17 protein-coding genes are annotated in these 14,527 nt (G+C 46.0%); 2 read left to right on the top strand and 15 right to left on the bottom strand.

Annotated features, from left to right (window positions below):
• Genes AC0YN7_RS11880 through AC0YN7_RS11865 form a run of 4 tightly spaced genes read right to left on the bottom strand, consistent with a single transcriptional unit; the run spans window position 1 to window position 5,040 of the window.
• Entirely contained in the window at window positions 1–861 is an 861-nt protein-coding gene (locus AC0YN7_RS11880) for an ABC transporter permease (protein WP_475810211.1), read from the bottom strand.
• Window positions 858–1,853: an ABC transporter permease gene (locus tag AC0YN7_RS11875; RefSeq protein WP_475810210.1), complete on the bottom strand. Its 996-nt coding sequence runs from the start codon at window positions 1,851–1,853 to the stop codon at window positions 858–860. Before AC0YN7_RS11875 ends, AC0YN7_RS11880 begins: the two co-directional genes overlap by 4 nt.
• Window positions 1,854–1,859: 6 nt before the next feature.
• Window positions 1,860–3,461 carry an ABC transporter substrate-binding protein gene (locus AC0YN7_RS11870; protein ID WP_475810209.1) on the bottom strand — a complete coding sequence of 534 codons (1,602 nt, stop codon included), beginning with the start codon at window positions 3,459–3,461 and terminating at the stop codon, window positions 1,860–1,862.
• A 28-nt stretch (window positions 3,462–3,489) separates the two neighbouring features.
• Window positions 3,490–5,040: an SAM-dependent methyltransferase gene (locus AC0YN7_RS11865; RefSeq protein WP_475810208.1), complete on the bottom strand. Its 1,551-nt coding sequence runs from the start codon at window positions 5,038–5,040 to the stop codon at window positions 3,490–3,492.
• Window positions 5,041–5,220: 180 nt separating this feature from the next.
• On the opposite strand from AC0YN7_RS11865, the gene AC0YN7_RS11860 reads away from it, so the two are divergent.
• Window positions 5,221–5,634 (top strand): SET domain-containing protein, encoded by a 414-nt coding sequence (locus tag AC0YN7_RS11860; protein ID WP_475810207.1) that lies wholly within the window; start codon window positions 5,221–5,223, stop codon window positions 5,632–5,634.
• A 60-nt stretch (window positions 5,635–5,694) separates the two neighbouring features.
• Here the strand turns inward: AC0YN7_RS11860 and AC0YN7_RS11855 are convergent, their stop codons facing one another.
• The 6 genes from AC0YN7_RS11855 to AC0YN7_RS11830 form a co-directional block, all read right to left on the bottom strand.
• A complete protein-coding gene (locus AC0YN7_RS11855; protein WP_475810206.1) occupies window positions 5,695–6,003 on the bottom strand; it encodes a hypothetical protein in 309 nt (102 codons plus the stop codon).
• Between the two features lie 25 nt (window positions 6,004–6,028).
• Window positions 6,029–6,250 (bottom strand): hypothetical protein, encoded by a 222-nt coding sequence (locus AC0YN7_RS11850; protein WP_475810205.1) that lies wholly within the window; start codon window positions 6,248–6,250, stop codon window positions 6,029–6,031.
• A gap of 123 nt (window positions 6,251–6,373) precedes the next feature.
• Window positions 6,374–6,724 carry a stage V sporulation protein AE gene (spoVAE, locus tag AC0YN7_RS11845; RefSeq protein ID WP_475810204.1) on the bottom strand — a complete coding sequence of 117 codons (351 nt, stop codon included), beginning with the start codon at window positions 6,722–6,724 and terminating at the stop codon, window positions 6,374–6,376.
• Entirely contained in the window at window positions 6,721–7,740 is a 1,020-nt protein-coding gene (gene spoVAD, locus AC0YN7_RS11840) for a stage V sporulation protein AD (protein ID WP_475810203.1), read from the bottom strand. The genes spoVAE and spoVAD overlap by 4 nt, the downstream gene beginning before the upstream one ends.
• A 5-nt stretch (window positions 7,741–7,745) precedes the next feature.
• On the bottom strand, window positions 7,746–8,225 hold the full coding sequence (spoVAC, locus tag AC0YN7_RS11835) for a stage V sporulation protein AC (RefSeq protein ID WP_475810202.1): 480 nt from the start codon (window positions 8,223–8,225) through the stop codon (window positions 7,746–7,748).
• A gap of 15 nt (window positions 8,226–8,240) precedes the next feature.
• Window positions 8,241–9,101, bottom strand: a complete 861-nt coding sequence (locus AC0YN7_RS11830; protein ID WP_475810201.1) for a DUF421 domain-containing protein — start codon at window positions 9,099–9,101, stop codon at window positions 8,241–8,243.
• A 263-nt stretch (window positions 9,102–9,364) separates the two neighbouring features.
• Between AC0YN7_RS11830 and AC0YN7_RS11825 the strand changes: the two genes are divergently transcribed.
• Window positions 9,365–9,571, top strand: a complete 207-nt coding sequence (locus AC0YN7_RS11825; RefSeq protein WP_475810200.1) for a DUF1657 domain-containing protein — start codon at window positions 9,365–9,367, stop codon at window positions 9,569–9,571.
• A gap of 63 nt (window positions 9,572–9,634) precedes the next feature.
• Here AC0YN7_RS11825 and AC0YN7_RS11820 read toward each other — a convergent pair whose 3' ends face one another.
• The 5 genes from AC0YN7_RS11820 to AC0YN7_RS11800 form a co-directional block, all read right to left on the bottom strand.
• On the bottom strand, window positions 9,635–10,411 hold the full coding sequence (locus AC0YN7_RS11820) for a DeoR/GlpR family DNA-binding transcription regulator (RefSeq protein WP_475810199.1): 777 nt from the start codon (window positions 10,409–10,411) through the stop codon (window positions 9,635–9,637).
• Between the two features lie 116 nt (window positions 10,412–10,527).
• A complete protein-coding gene (locus AC0YN7_RS11815; protein ID WP_475810198.1) occupies window positions 10,528–11,082 on the bottom strand; it encodes a D-lyxose/D-mannose family sugar isomerase in 555 nt (184 codons plus the stop codon).
• 49 nt (window positions 11,083–11,131) lie between these two features.
• Window positions 11,132–12,349 carry a carbohydrate kinase family protein gene (locus AC0YN7_RS11810; RefSeq protein WP_475810197.1) on the bottom strand — a complete coding sequence of 406 codons (1,218 nt, stop codon included), beginning with the start codon at window positions 12,347–12,349 and terminating at the stop codon, window positions 11,132–11,134.
• The gene (locus AC0YN7_RS11805) at window positions 12,346–13,512 is read right to left on the bottom strand and encodes a Gfo/Idh/MocA family protein (protein ID WP_475810196.1); all 1,167 of its coding nucleotides are present in this window, start codon (window positions 13,510–13,512) and stop codon (window positions 12,346–12,348) included. Before AC0YN7_RS11805 ends, AC0YN7_RS11810 begins: the two co-directional genes overlap by 4 nt.
• On the bottom strand, window positions 13,512–14,354 hold the full coding sequence (locus AC0YN7_RS11800; protein ID WP_475810195.1) for a class I fructose-bisphosphate aldolase: 843 nt from the start codon (window positions 14,352–14,354) through the stop codon (window positions 13,512–13,514). The genes AC0YN7_RS11805 and AC0YN7_RS11800 overlap by 1 nt, the downstream gene beginning before the upstream one ends.
• Window positions 14,355–14,527: the final 173 nt, after the last annotated feature.

Raw genomic sequence — 14,527 nt, 5'->3', positions numbered from 1 at the left:
CTATAGATGCGCACCTCTCGGGTCCGTTAACAAGCGTAGATATTCGCCCAACCGATCAAATGCGCGCACTGTTGCTAATAGTCCTAACCCGGGAAATACAGCAAGCCACCACATACCTGTCGATAAATAACGCATCGATTCGGAAAGAATAATACCTATAGCCGGCTGATGCGGTGACATGCCCAAGCCTAAAAATGTGATCGCCGCCTCGTGCAATATGGCATGAGGGAACATAAGAAGAAAACCTACAAGTATTTGCGGAAGCAGATGCGGGCTTAAGTGCCGCGTTGCGATCCACCATCTGGATTTGCCCAATTGCTTGGAAATAAGTACATACTCCGAGGACATGAGCTGCAAAGCTTCCGCTCGCAAGACGCGGGCTAGACTCGGCCAATGCGTCAGCATAATTCCGATGACAACTCCCTTAAGTCCTCCTCCGCACACAAATGCTATAAGAATCAGCATCACCAAATGCGGAACGCTTAAAAACAAATCGATCAGCCAGGAGATGATGCGGTCAACGGTTTTCCCCATAGTGGCAGCCATCAAGCCCATTGCTGTTGCTATCAGCACGCTGCTGGCTGCACCCATCAAGCCAACCTGTATACTTAAGGAAAGACCCTTGATGGTACGTGAAAACATATCTCTACCCAGCCAGTCCGTTCCAAATAGATGAGCCCATGATGGCGCTAAATTACGGAGATCCAGCTGAGTTTGAAGACCATCAGAACCAAGAAACCTACCCCCAACGCCCACAACTATTAATAAACAAGCCGCAAATAGAGCAGAAAGAAGCGTACGCCGTCTATGATTCCATACGTTCCAAGGTCTGATAACGGACAGATGCTCCACCTTATTCATCCGTTCATCCCCTTTCGAAGTCTCATCCTGGGATCGACCCATTTATACAATAAATCTGCTATTGCATTGCCGGTAAAAACGAACAGTGTGCTGCATAAAACAAGCCCCATGAGCAGCGGCACATCCCCCCGCAGACCCGATTCTACAGTAGCTTGTCCAAGTCCCGGATATGAGAATACCTGCTCCGCAAGTACGGCGCCTCCGAACAGCTCGCCAAATGAAACAAATTGAAGCGTAATAGCGGGCAAGGCTATATTGCGTAGCCCATGTCTGCGAAGCAAACCGAACCCCTTCTCGCCTCTTGCTCTAGCAAACAAGATATAGTCACTCGCCATCACATCGATTAGCTTCTGCCTTGTATGAAGGGCAATCGGCGCTATAGCAACTAGGCTCAGCGTTATGGCAGGAAGAGTCATATGACGAATATAGTCCACCATAGTCACACTTTCAGATAAAACGCCGGCAGGAACCCCAAGTCCAATAGGAAACCACCCCAGCCATACTGCGAATATCATTATAAGTAGTAGCCCTACCCAGAAGGTAGGTGTAGAAGCTATCGTATAGCAGTACCATTTAATTAAACGGTCTACCCATGAATCCTTTTTCATTGCCGCGGTCACCCCGGCTGTAAAACCAATGATTCCGGACAACAGCCAGGCGGCTGCCATTAGGAGGCATGAATGTAGAAAACGACCGGCTATAACTTCCGATACCGGTTCGCGAAAAATCATGGATGTCCCCAAGTCGCCATGAAGCAAGGCATTCGCCCATTTTGCAAAGCGTTCTACAGGCGGACGGTCAAGCCCCCAATAAGCTGTAATTTCCTGACGCTGCTCCGGACCAACACGCATGACATCTGCGCCGATATACGCTTGTATCGGATCTACGGGCGACATGCTTATCAATACAAACGTTACGACACTGACCGCAGCTAATAGTACAGCCAAACGGACGGCTTTCCTTCCAATGAATGTACTTACTTCGGAAATCATTGCCTCTTACTCACTCCATCTCCAAGCCTGTATATTGTCAGTTAGCGGCCAGCCGTGCGTATGCGGCTGTATCCGCTGCTTGCCGATATCCAATCCATCCTTCACAAGGTACAAGTGATCGATGTTAACGAGCCAAGCCCACGGCGCGTCCCCTCTTGCGCTCAGCCCAGTTTCACCGTCCCACTGCGCTTTTTGCCAATATGGGATTGCCTCCTCTTCACTTCGAGCGAGTAAGGCTTTGTCCAAATACTGGTCTACGGTTTCATTGCTATAATAACCTGTGTTATAGTAATCAACCCCACGATAAGTACTGCTATATAGATTATACATTTCAATTGGATCATGGCTGCCAAAGCCGAACATAACCGCATTAGAATACATAAACTTCTCGATTTCATCCCAGCTTTTGCCCTCAACATTGATTTTAATTCCAATGGCTTGAACCATATCCGCAGCCGCCAGTGCAAGTGATTGGCGCGTTACGTCACCGGATGGATATAGGAGAGTGAATTCTGCCTTCATTGAACCCTTTTCCACAATTCCATCTTTATTATTATCGATCCAACCGCCATCGGCTAAAATCTGTTGAGCCGCTTGCTTGTCTCCATCCTTCATAACCGTCTCATCGTTCCACCAAGGGAGGCCGTCATTAGCTGAATACGCAGGAGATCCATGTCCGTCCAATACTCCGTCAACTAACGCTTGTCGATCGACAACACTATTTATCGCTTTACGAATAGACACATCCGCCGTAACATCATTTCCAATCGGATATCCCTTTTCCGTTTTCTCTCCGGAAGGGACATACGGGAATACAATACCCCGATTATCAACCGACTTCACTGCTTCAATCCGCATACCCGCAACCGATTGCTTACTGAAGGTCGATGGAATATAGGCTACATCTACCTCTCCTGTTTTGGCAGCGGCAAAAGCCGCATCCTCGTTTAGGAAGAGAAATGTCAGTTTATTAAAATAAGGCTTATCACCATAGTAATCCTTATTGGCTTCTACAATTAATTGCTGCCCTCGATCCCATTGAACAAACTTGTATGGGCCAGACCCAATCGGATGCTCTGCATAATCACTGCCGTACACATGCTTAGGTATAATGCCGGTAGTGATCAGTAAATAAACAAAGGTCGACTGCGGTCCATGAAGCGTGAAGATTACTTCGTCTTGTCCAACTTCTATACTGGACAAGTTAGTCAAATCAAGAGCCGAACCGCTTTTGGCAGCTGTTTCGAATGTAAACTTTACATCCTCTGCCGACAGCGGCTTGCCGTCAGTAAATTTCGCGTCATTTCTAAGCTTTACTGTCCACTGCTTGCCGTCCTCGCTTACCTTGTAGCTTGTCGCCAAATCATTAACAATACGTAAATCATCGTCTCGTTTCAACAAAGTGCTTTGGAACAGCGGCGAACCATATCTGCCCCATCCTGTCGTCGGATCAAACCCCGTATCCGGTTCAGAGCCAAGTGCTACAATTAGTTCATCTTTCCCCGCAGCTTTCGACGTAGGAGCTTTTTCTTTCTCCTTCGTGGCACAGCTTGTAATCATCAGTGTCAGGACAATTACCCAAACAAAGACCCCTGCTCTTTTCCCCATTATCATATCCCCTATTCATTTTCTCCAGTTACCTCAAGCATAAGCTCTCCTGAAGTGATAATGCTCCCTCATGGTCCGGATCCAATACTAAAGCTCTATGCGCATACTCCAAGGCAGCTGCCTCTTCCCCCGTCTCATAGCTGCAAATTGCCAAGCTGTAGAGTACTTCGACATTCCCTTTATAGTCAGTAATAGAACGTTGGAAGAAAAGCAGCGCATCCTCAAACAGCTCCATTTGAAATAATAACATTCCACACATTAGAGCCAAGTCATCATTTTCTTCCATAGGGTAAAAGCCCGTCCACATCCGATCTATTCCATTACGAATATCCTCTATCTCTTCATCACCGATTGAGGGAAGCAGCACGGTTATGCGCTTAACGCTTTGAATAAACAATTGCGCGTCATATCCGCCAAGCCGCCAGAAGGATAGGATTTGCTCCAGCTCCAATTGATCTAGATGCTCGTCAAACCATACTTTCATACTGAAAAAGTCATCCGGCCCGAAACGTTCTACAGCCCGTCGATAGGCTAATCGAGTATTCGCATAGCTTGTTGGTTCAGACAGCATGAGAATACAACCTACATTTAAGTTTTTGTAATGATGGCTTGTAAATAAGGCCTGCGCGCCCTTTTGCTCAAAAACATGCTGAATAGCGTGGTAGTTTGCCGTCAAGGAGAAGCTGCCATGATGAATCAGTTTGGGCGGCTCTGCAAATTCCCAGTTCTCGATCCGGTGGTCGCCTTTGTCTGCAGTAAGCAGCAGAAAGCCTTCTTGCGATAACTGACCAAGTCGTTCCAAACAGGACAGACCTATTTCCGGGAATAGAATATGTGAATCTTCAAGCTTCTCCTTATACAGCTCGATTACGCCGCGGTAGGGGTAAGCTTCCTGTTCATATTCGGCAGCTCTGCGGTAATGGTACTCCGTATTGACCTGCTCCAGAAGCTCCGACGCGCGAAGACCGTCAGCATCGCCATGAAATTCCATCGAAACCTTGCACTCATAAATCTTGCTCTCATCTACATAAAGCAGCTCTTGCGGGATACTGTCAAAAAAGTAATTCGCGATAACGAGCAGCGGCTGCTTGAGATCACCTGATCGTATTGTGTTACCCGACTGCGTCAAATTCAACTCAGTATCCTTAACGGCATCAAATTGAGCAAAATCCAATAAACCTCGCTCTACAAAGGGCAGCAAGCTGCGGTGCTGCTGCCAGTAAGCGATATTTTTGACTGGTAAATCGCTCATTATATAACGAAACGGAGGCAGTTGGAGACCCGCATAGTCCGTTAGCTCACCTAGCTCCTTAAGCACATGGAAGGCTAATCGGCCCGAGCCCGCTCCGAGCTCCACAATCGTAATGGGTTCTGATGTATGTCCTAATCTTGCTCTATCTTGAAGAAACCCAAATATCATTTCCGCATAAGCAGCTGCTATCATCGGATTGCTCGTTATGTATTGTGGAACCTCGTCGCTCTGCCATGCCTTCATTCCCTGCTCTTCGAAATAAGAGCGCTGCAGCTCCCAAATAGGCGCTTCACTAAAGCGGTATATCATTTGCTCATTAGATGTCATTCTATTAAACCTACCTTGCTTAAATTTCGCCCATATATGGTTTGTCCTTCTATTATAATGAACTTCCCGCTTGTATCATAGCTTTTCATTGCCACTTCATGGCATAATCATGGATTTGAACTGCTTATGTGATATAATTTTTACTGCAGTACTAAAATAGAGATAGCGCAGGTGGCTAACATGATTGAGGTAAAAACTTCCGAACTAAGCGACGGGGAGTTAAATAGAGGGGTATTTGCCACTCGTAATATATCAAAAGGCGATCTTATCCATGAGGCGCCAGTCATTCCTTATCCGAAAGAAGAACATATTCACATTGAGAAAACCATACTAGGAGATTATGTATTTGCTTACGGGGAACATCACTCGGCTATCCTCTTAGGATATGGCATGCTGTTCAACCACTCCTACGAGCCAAATGCCTTTTATGATCTTAACTTTGATAATCATACGGTTGATTTCTTTGCATACACCGATATCAAAGCTGGAGAAGAGTTACTCATTAACTACAACGGGGAAGTCGATTGCGAGGATCCTTTGTGGTTTAATGAAGATAAAGATACAAATGCGGAATTAGTTACAGACAAAGAATAGTACACACACGCTCAGCCGTGGCAGTCAAGGACGAATGTCTTTGTACGGCCACGGCTTTTATTAGCTCAAAATATTCATAGATAGTATTTGTGCTTTTGTTTCCTCTGTACCCAAATGGTAAATAAGATTATAGACCTCTTTTAGAGAATAATCATAACCATCATTTTCACTATCGTGATGATAGGGGATTCCTGGAATAGGTGTTCGGAAGAACGTTGCGGAATCAAAATCCTCCAACTCATCAAATAATACTTTTAACTTCTGAGCCTCTTCAGGCGTTGCATCCATTTCCAGCTCATAGGCCGCTTCACCTTGGTTTTCCAAAATTGATTTGGCTTGCACCGAAATATAATATCTTCTTTTTTCCACCCCTATATCCTCCCCATATGTATCATTATTTTATAAAATACCAAATAATTGCCCCAACAATAACAACCAAAGGAAACAGTACGTAGACAAAAAAGATTGGATTTGCGGTCCATGGGTGTTTTACGGTAGTAGAACTCGCTCCTTTATCCAGCTCTTGATGCTGTTCCTGCTGTTTCCGGATCATATTAACGCTGATGATCCCTCCGAACACAAAAACCGCAGCCCCGATTATCATCAATAAACTCATCCTGCATGACCCTCTCCCTTAAGAATGTTATTATATTGTTGCAACAACACCTCGAATTTATGCATGTTACAGCAAAAAAGGCAGCCTCCGTATGGCCGCCTTATTACACATCATTTTCATTGCTTAACCTTTTGGCTTTAACACAAGCGATGCCAGGAAAGAAAAGATGATGGCGGCAGAAATACCTGCACTCGTTACTTTAAAAATGCCTGTAATGATACCGATCCCGCCATCCTTCTTCAATTCCTCCAGAGCTCCATGAACGAGCGCATTGCCAAAGCTCGTTATCGGTACAGATGCACCCGCGCCCGCAAATTTAATAAAAGGATCGTAGAGCCCCAAGCCGTCAGCAACGGCTCCAATAACGACAAGCAATACCATTGTATGAGCAGGATCAAGTTTGAAAACATCAAAACAAATTTGTCCAAACACACAGATCGCTCCGCCAATCAAAAATGCCCATAAAAATATCATGCTTCCTTCCCTCCACTTTCAATCGATACCGCATGCGCGATACAGGGAATGCTTTCACTTTGCTGGAATGTCAGCGGAGATAATAGCGCTCCTGTAGCCACTACTAAAATCCGATTCAATTCATGGTTACGCACTTTTTTTAACAAATGGCCGTAAGTAACGACAGCCGAGCAGCCGCAGCCGCTTGCTCCTGCTTGAACCATTTGCTCTTCGTAATTGTAGATCATCATGCCGCAGTCCTTATATTCCGTCTGCTGCATAGGAATCTTATGTTTTTTAAATAAATCACAAGCTATTTCATAGCCTATTTTGGATAAGTCTCCCGTCACAATTAAATCGTAATAACCGGGCTGAATTTGCAAATCACGAAAATGAGCCTCGATTGTATCTACTGCGGCAGGCGCCATCGCTGCACCCATATTGAAAGGATCGGTAAGACCCATATCGATAACTCGGCCGATTGTTGCAGAGGTTACATAAGGACCATTTCCTTTTTTTGAAACGACACTAGCTCCAGCTCCTGTTACCGTAAATTGAGCGGTAGGAGGCTTTTGAGAACCGTACTCCGTTGGGTAGCGAAACTGTTTCTCGACAGAAGCGTTGTGACTGGAAGCACTGGAAAGAGCAAATTTTGCTGAGCCCGAGTTCACCAGATTGGCGGCTAAAGCCAAGCTTTCCATTGAAGTAGAGCATGCTCCAAACATCCCGATATAGGGGATGGACAAAGTTCTCGCTGCGAAGCTTGTACTTATGATCTGATTCATCAGATCACCGCCGAGATAGAAGTTAATATGTTCTTTGGTTAATCCAGCATTCTCTATTGCCAGCTTAGTTGCTTCCTCCAGAAGGGTTCTTTCCGATTTTTCCCAGCTATCCTGTCCCAACCTTAAATCGCCATGAATAATATCAAAATCATTGGCTAACGGACCTTGCCCCTCAAATGGGCCAACTACGGATGCTTCCCCAAGAATGGTTGGTCGGTTTTCAAATATCCAGCTTTGATGTCCTTTCAGCATGCTTGTTAACCTCCTACTGCAGCCGGATTGAATATCCAATGCAAAATTCCAACTATAAACGCTGCGACAGTTCCGAATACAATAACGGGTCCAGCTATTTTAAACATTTGCCCGCCTACTCCAAGTACTAAACCTTCGCTTCGATGCTCTAGCGCTGCCGAGGCCATTGAATTTGCGAATCCTGTTACTGGAACGGCAGAGCCCGCTCCCGCCCACTGCGCTATTTTGTCATAAACACCAAGACTGGTAAGAATAATGGAAATAATAATCAGAACAGCTACCGTTGGATCGCTTGCTTTTTTTTCGCTGAAGCCGACCCAATGGACAAACATCTCTTGAATTAGCTGACCGAGAAAACAAATAGCTCCACCAGCAATAAAGGCTCTTGAACAGTTTTTCAAAACAGCTCGTGACGGCTCCCTTTTTTTTGCGAGCTCCTGATATTCTTGTTGAACCGGGGTGAGCTTCTTCTTCTTATTTGCCATAACGATGGTCCTCCCTTAGCGATGTAAGATTGGTTTCATTTCATTAATTACCTTTTGCAAATTATTCGCGCATTGCTCGTACATTTGTTTTGCCTGCTTGTTTTTAGTCGTTAATCCAAAAAGCTCTAAGTCCGCTTCGCATTTTCTCAATGTATTGTATAGGGTCGCTTTCTTCTGAGGAGCCGGCACAGCGATTTGATCATCAAACAAATCAACGTATAACTGTTTGTAGGAATCAACTTGGCCAAAATACACATTTTCTACCGCGACACCTATCTTTTCCAATTCTACATTTAACCATGCTCGGTTTAATCCGATAGTAGCCAGCGGCTCATCCATGATCTTCCCATCCAAAATAACGGCTTGCGGCTCTTGCTCAGGTCCTACCTTGACACCAATATGATTGGGTGTTATCGGTTGATTTTCCCTAGTAAGCAGCACATTCACTCCACCGTTTGGTTCAATTACTGCGAATTCTACGTCAGCTGTCCTGAATATATTTTTACCGCGCAGCTGCTCCATGAGGTCTTCATTCGTTAAACGTTCTTTCTTCAAATTGTCTTCCAAAATTTTACCGTCTTTAATTAAAACCGTTGGCGTTCCATCAATGAAATCCCTAAATTTCTTACTTTTTAATTGCAAAAGCTCAATAGCTAACGAAACCCCAACCCACACGATTAGTGAAATCATCCCTAAATACCATGTAGAGTCTAATTCCAACGAAATATAAGCGGCCAAGCTCCCGATTGTAATTCCGGTAATATACTCGAATAGCGATAGCTGGGATATTTGTCTTTTCCCCAATACCTTTGTCAATACGAATAGAATGACCACAGAAACCAAAGTCCGCCAAATAACCTCAATCCATTCCGGCACAATAAGGTACCTCCTTCTAGACGTTCTCGATCAAATCCTCACATGGAGATTATGTGTCTAATTGGGACAGATAAACCGAATAATCGTTTCCCTCAAAAGGGATGATCACGTTTTTTTGGATCATTCTTGAAAAGGCAATTACTTCGTTTCTGTACGATAAAATATTCATCATTAATATGAATTTAAATAAGATTTCGAGCGATGCATATTTACGTGGGCAGGGAGTTAAATTATCATTCGTGGAAAGTCAGGAGGTGAAATACATGACAGTAGCATCTCAAGTCAAAACATGTGTCGCATCATTAAAAGGTGCGCAAGCGAGTCTTGAACAATTTGCATTGGAAACCGAAAATCAAGAAGCGAAAGACCTTTTTACAAACGCAGCGCAACAAACTCAGCAAATTCTGGATCAAGTTGAAAGCCGCGTTCAACAGCTGGAAAGCGAAGAACCTCAATATAAAGGCTTCTAACTGGAAATAGCCATGCATGGTACCATGCATGGCTATTTATATATAAATTATTGTTTTAGAAGGTTAGACCGCATTCGCCACTTCTAGTTGTACGCCAGCATCTTGACAGGCCTGCTGCAAGTCTCCATCCGGCTTGCGATCAGTAACGATACGCTGCACATCAGATAATGATGCGAATGAAATAAGCACCTTCGCTCCGAATTTAGTATGGTCCAGCACGATATTTGTCTCAGATGCTTGACGTATCGCAATCTGCTTAATTTCTGCTTCATAGATGTTCGAGTTGCTGAATCCATGCTCGATATTAAGACCGGTTGCGCCTAGAAAAGCGCGATCAAATGCCATTCCCGACAAGCTCTGCGCCGAAATGGGGCCAACTAACGAATTGGTCGCTTCAAGCAGCATGCCTCCAGTCATTAGTACTGGAATCTGTTTGCCGGATAACTCGATAGCGATATTCAACGCGTTCGTCACCACCGTTATATTCATTCCAGATGTCAAAAACCTCGAAATCTGATATGTGGTCGTTCCGCCGTCAATAAAGATGGATTCCCCAGGCCGAATAAGCGCTGCCGCATGACGGCCGATTTTCGTTTTCTCTTCCGTCAGAATACCTGCCCTCTCTTGCAGAGCGATATCCTTCCCTACGAAAATAGCGCCGCCGAACGTTCGTTTAACCACCCCTGTCTCTTCCAATTTCTCCAGATCGCGACGTATCGTCATCTCAGTCACCTGATACGTTTCTTTCAATACGGCTAGCCGCAGCTCTCCTTCTCGGGAAAAATGCTCCAGCATTTGCTGCTGCCTTGCGTTTAATCCATGATAGGTGTTATTTTTCATTTCAATATGGCCTCCCGAATATGGTCTTGCTCGGTGTGCCTTTATTATCTCTGTCTATCAAGTTATATTCAACTCTAACCTGTAAGAGTAACATAGTTCACCCATCCTCTCAAAGGCTACTTATCCTCGACAATGACAGGCATTCTCTCGATCGTAGGATCTGTAAATATATCGTGTTCATCTCTGCTAGTACTCGAAAACTCTGATACAATCGCGCCTTCCTGCCCTCCCTGAAACCAATGCTTCGTTCCAGGTGGAATGGTATATTGCTCTCCCGGATGCAGGATGATTTCATGAAACACAGTATAATAAGGTTCGCTTCCAGCAGGAAGGACAGCCTGAATGTGCGGCGTCCGCTCTCCTTCGACATACAGCAATACACTGCCATAGCGGCAGCGGAAGGTTTCCATTTTACCGGGATCCTCGCCTACCTGGGGATGCAGATGCTCAGGGCAGGTTTGCCTTGGAAACAGAACGAGATCCTTCGCGCAATAGCGCTCCGTGTTCACGTACGTAATCAATTCAAGGCCTTGCGATTCCAGATTGCCCAGACCGAAGCCCGCCACCTCAATTTTCTCTTTCTCCTCGTCAGTCAGAAAGATGCCCGCGCCGGCAAATAGTTCTAATGTACGTGCTTGTGCCTGGTTTACTTCGCTTCGAAGTATCGACATTCTGCTCCCCCTTTCTTCATTCATACTTCTTACATTCAATTCATACTTCTCACGCTTGTTTGTTTTCCCATACACCGCTTTTATTATAAGACCAGCCAGGCAGTGACAATGCCACTTCACGCTGCTTCCAGCCTGACGCAACTCGCTTCTGAACATCATGCCAACCAGGAATTCCGCTTACCGCATCTGCCTGCTCCACATTGCAAGCTCCAACACCTACTGCCGCCAACAGCAGCTCCTCTACCGGCAGCCCTTTAGCCAGGCCCGCAAGAAAGCCGGCTATCGTACAATCTCCGGCTCCTGTAGTGCCGACAGCTTCAACTTGATAACAAGGCGCAAGCAGCTCTTTGCCGATCCAACAATCCAGGCCTTGGAGCTCCGGCGCGCATAAGCCCATGTCTTGAAGGCGCTCCATGCTTGAAGTTGTACGTAAATATAAACCGTGCTCGCCTAACTTTAATCCCACTAACGCCGCGCCCATCTCCAGCAATTCCTCAGATAGAGAGCTTAGTAACGGGCCATTTGCGAAGTTCAAAAGCTCTGTCGTGCCGTGAAGCTCACAAAGCTCCTTGTACTTCTCAGGCCGCAGCATATATAAAATTTCTTCGAAGCTCGGAAGAAACACATCAACAAATGGCAATACCCGCTTCAGAATAGCTACCCAATCCGCTCTTCCAGCGGGAGAGTCTGGATCTGGCCGCGCCAAATCAAGCGATACAGTCAAACCCTGTGACCTGACAGCTGATAATAAACGTTCCAGCTCTTCCCCTTGATTCTCGTACATCCTGCGCATGAGCGGCGGATAACCAAAATGGAACAGCCTCGCTCCGTTTAAGGATTCACTAGAAACATCGTCTGCCGAGAAAGTGTCATTTGCTCCTGTGCAATGTAGGAAAATTCGATCGACCCCCGGCGGACTGATCACTACGGTATAGGAGCTATGCTCATTCGGAGCTATGATCATACCGTCAGAGAGCGCATCTCCATAACCTCTTAAAATAGTCACTATGGCGTCGCCGAACAAATCGTCCCCTACTTTGCCCATCAGCTTTACCGGAAATCCAAGCCGATGAAGGGCAATCCCTGTATTAGAGACAGCTCCTCCTGTGGACAGATGCGCCGGTCCGATGTCAACCAGCTTTCCTGGAGCAAGCAGCTCACCGATACCTTGGCTTTGCTTGCCGCCATATATGACAGGTATGACATCGAGGCAAATATGTCCGGCTACCACGATCTCGGGAGATGTGGTATCGGGCTTATCAATCACGCCAAAGACCCCCAATCGACAGCGATAGTTCCGCCTGTACGCTGCGATTCCAGTGCAGCTGTAAACAAACGATGACTGCCAGCTGCCTCTTCTGGCAAAGCGCATGTAAATGGTTGGCTCATTCCCTCTGTTCCGTGAACGATCTCATCGCAGAAGGCTGCCCACATTTGCAAAATCGAGTCGGAGAATCCGAATTCGAAGAAGCCTCCTGTAATCGTTCCATAAGCTGATTTATATGGCGCATCAACAACATGCCAAGCTTGCTGCCCGCCTGATGTGTAAGGAAGAGATGAGACCTGCTTCGGATTTTTCGTAGTAAACTCCGCGGAAAACGCCGTTCCTTGAATACGGATAAACCATGTATTCGCATGTCCAGGCGCTATTCGCTTCGTGGATAGAATCATTGGAAATTGCTGGTCATCCGTCTTCACATCGCATGCAAGAATAGCATTGTCCCATGTTTCGCAAGGCGCAGATCCACCTTTGCCATCGGGGCGCTCATCGACGATCTTGGATAGCAGCGCACGTACGCTTGCAGGTTTCCAACCAAAACGAAGCGGCAGGTGGAGCACATGCAGCCCAAGGTCTCCCATGCAGCCATATTCACCATTCATAGCAATTCGACGCTTCCAGTTGATCGGCTTGTTCGGATCCAGATCGCTAGAGTGCCAGAAGCCTGCCTCAACCTCAATGATCTTTCCAAATTTGCCTTCATTCACCCACTGTACAATTTGCAGTGCTCCAGGAAAAAATGGAAATTCAGAAGAGCTGCGCACGATGACCTGCGGATTTTCTTGAATCGCTGCCGCGATGTTCTCGTTCGCCATTCTATCAATACCGAATGGCTTTTCTCCGAGTAAATGCTTGCCTGCGCGTATAATATCGATATAAATCTGCTCATGCAGGTTATGAGGAACCGCACAGTAGATTGCTTCAACCGCCGGGTCCGCAAGCAACTCTTTATAGTCGGTGTATGCTTGCTTCACGCTTGGGATGTTGTCTTGAAACCACTGTGTCGCAGCTGGATTTGCATCACACACTGCAACGATTTGCGGTTCGAAATCTACGCCTGTCAAATGGCACCAGCGAGCTGCCGCGCTTGCGAATTCCTTGCCCATCAGCCCGCAGCCGATAACGCCGAAAGAGATAATTTTTCTCGTCATTAGATTTGATCCCCCTTCAGAATTGCAAGCGCCTGCTCAGCGGTTGATCCCTCATGAACAATGCTCATAAGTGCAGAAGTCATTCCCGCAGGATTTGGATGCTGAATTACATTGCGGCCGTATACGATACCAGAAGCCCCTTGATTCATAAGTTCTACCGTGCGGTTTACGATTTCTTCATCACTCGCGCGTCCGCCCCCTCGTACCAAGACCGGTATGCCGGAAGCAACCTCGATCACTCTGTGGTATTCGGTCACGTCATCACTTGGGTCTGCCTTAATCACGTCGGCTCCAAGCTCCACACCTTGACGAACAAGTGGCATAATCTTGCGAATATCTCCATCTACCATGTAGCCGCCTTTATCTTCGTTAGGCAGCATGACAAGTGGCTCAACCATCAAAGGCATGCCATACTTCTCACATTCCGTTTTAAGAATAGCTACGTTGCGCACACATTGATGATGCAGCTCCGGCTGACCAGGCAGCAGCAATAAATTGACGCATACCGCTACAGCATCCAAACGAACAGCCTGCTCGATCGCGCGGTCGATCAGCTCACTGAACAGAAACCGCGGCAATACATTGCCATAAATGTTAGCAGCATCTGTTCGGAGCACTAGCCCTGGCTTCTGCTTTCCTGATATTTCTTGCAAATGTCTAGCTTGGCCTGCACTAAGCTGAATGCAGTCCGGCCCCGCTTTTACAACCGTTTCAATTGCGCTTTTCATATTCTCAATGCCGGATAGGAAGGAAAATTCATTGAAAAATCCATGATCAATTGCAACATCAAAGCATTTTCCTTGCGCACTGAACATTCGATTTAATCTAGGTTTCGTTGACATGATAATGACAGCTCCTCTTTATTATAATGTTTATAAATAAATGTTTGTTTGTAACATTATAATATATCAAAAGAACATTACTGTCTAGAAAATGTTGTTAAATTTCATCCTTTACCGCAATAAAGCAATGTACCACGACTTCTCGTCCCTTGCAGACGAGAGGTCTTTTTTGT

The sequence above is a fragment of the Paenibacillus sp. J31R122 genome, assembly GCF_056269185.1.
The sequence above is the reverse complement of the archived record's forward strand: the minus strand, read 5'-3'. Positions and strand labels throughout refer to the sequence as shown.

Excerpts from the sequence above, each read along its gene's own strand:
- AC0YN7_RS11815 (WP_475810198.1), bottom strand. The coding sequence starts at position 11,082 with ATGTCGATACTTCGAAGCGAAGTAAACCAGGCACAAGCACGTACATTA.
- spoVAE (WP_475810204.1), bottom strand. The coding sequence starts at position 6,724 with ATGATATTTTTATGGGCATTTTTGATTGGCGGAGCGATCTGTGTGTTT.
- spoVAD (WP_475810203.1), bottom strand. The coding sequence starts at position 7,740 with ATGCTGAAAGGACATCAAAGCTGGATATTTGAAAACCGACCAACCATT.
- AC0YN7_RS11850 (WP_475810205.1), bottom strand. The coding sequence starts at position 6,250 with ATGAGTTTATTGATGATAATCGGGGCTGCGGTTTTTGTGTTCGGAGGG.
- AC0YN7_RS11880 (WP_475810211.1), bottom strand. The coding sequence starts at position 861 with ATGAATAAGGTGGAGCATCTGTCCGTTATCAGACCTTGGAACGTATGG.
- spoVAC (WP_475810202.1), bottom strand. The coding sequence starts at position 8,225 with ATGGCAAATAAGAAGAAGAAGCTCACCCCGGTTCAACAAGAATATCAG.
- AC0YN7_RS11875 (WP_475810210.1), bottom strand. The coding sequence starts at position 1,853 with ATGATTTCCGAAGTAAGTACATTCATTGGAAGGAAAGCCGTCCGTTTG.
- AC0YN7_RS11825 (WP_475810200.1), top strand. The coding sequence starts at position 9,365 with ATGACAGTAGCATCTCAAGTCAAAACATGTGTCGCATCATTAAAAGGT.
- AC0YN7_RS11870 (WP_475810209.1), bottom strand. The coding sequence starts at position 3,461 with ATGGGGAAAAGAGCAGGGGTCTTTGTTTGGGTAATTGTCCTGACACTG.
- AC0YN7_RS11800 (WP_475810195.1), bottom strand. The coding sequence starts at position 14,354 with ATGTCAACGAAACCTAGATTAAATCGAATGTTCAGTGCGCAAGGAAAA.
- AC0YN7_RS11820 (WP_475810199.1), bottom strand. The coding sequence starts at position 10,411 with ATGAAAAATAACACCTATCATGGATTAAACGCAAGGCAGCAGCAAATG.
- AC0YN7_RS11865 (WP_475810208.1), bottom strand. The coding sequence starts at position 5,040 with ATGACATCTAATGAGCAAATGATATACCGCTTTAGTGAAGCGCCTATT.
- AC0YN7_RS11860 (WP_475810207.1), top strand. The coding sequence starts at position 5,221 with ATGATTGAGGTAAAAACTTCCGAACTAAGCGACGGGGAGTTAAATAGA.
- AC0YN7_RS11805 (WP_475810196.1), bottom strand. The coding sequence starts at position 13,512 with ATGACGAGAAAAATTATCTCTTTCGGCGTTATCGGCTGCGGGCTGATG.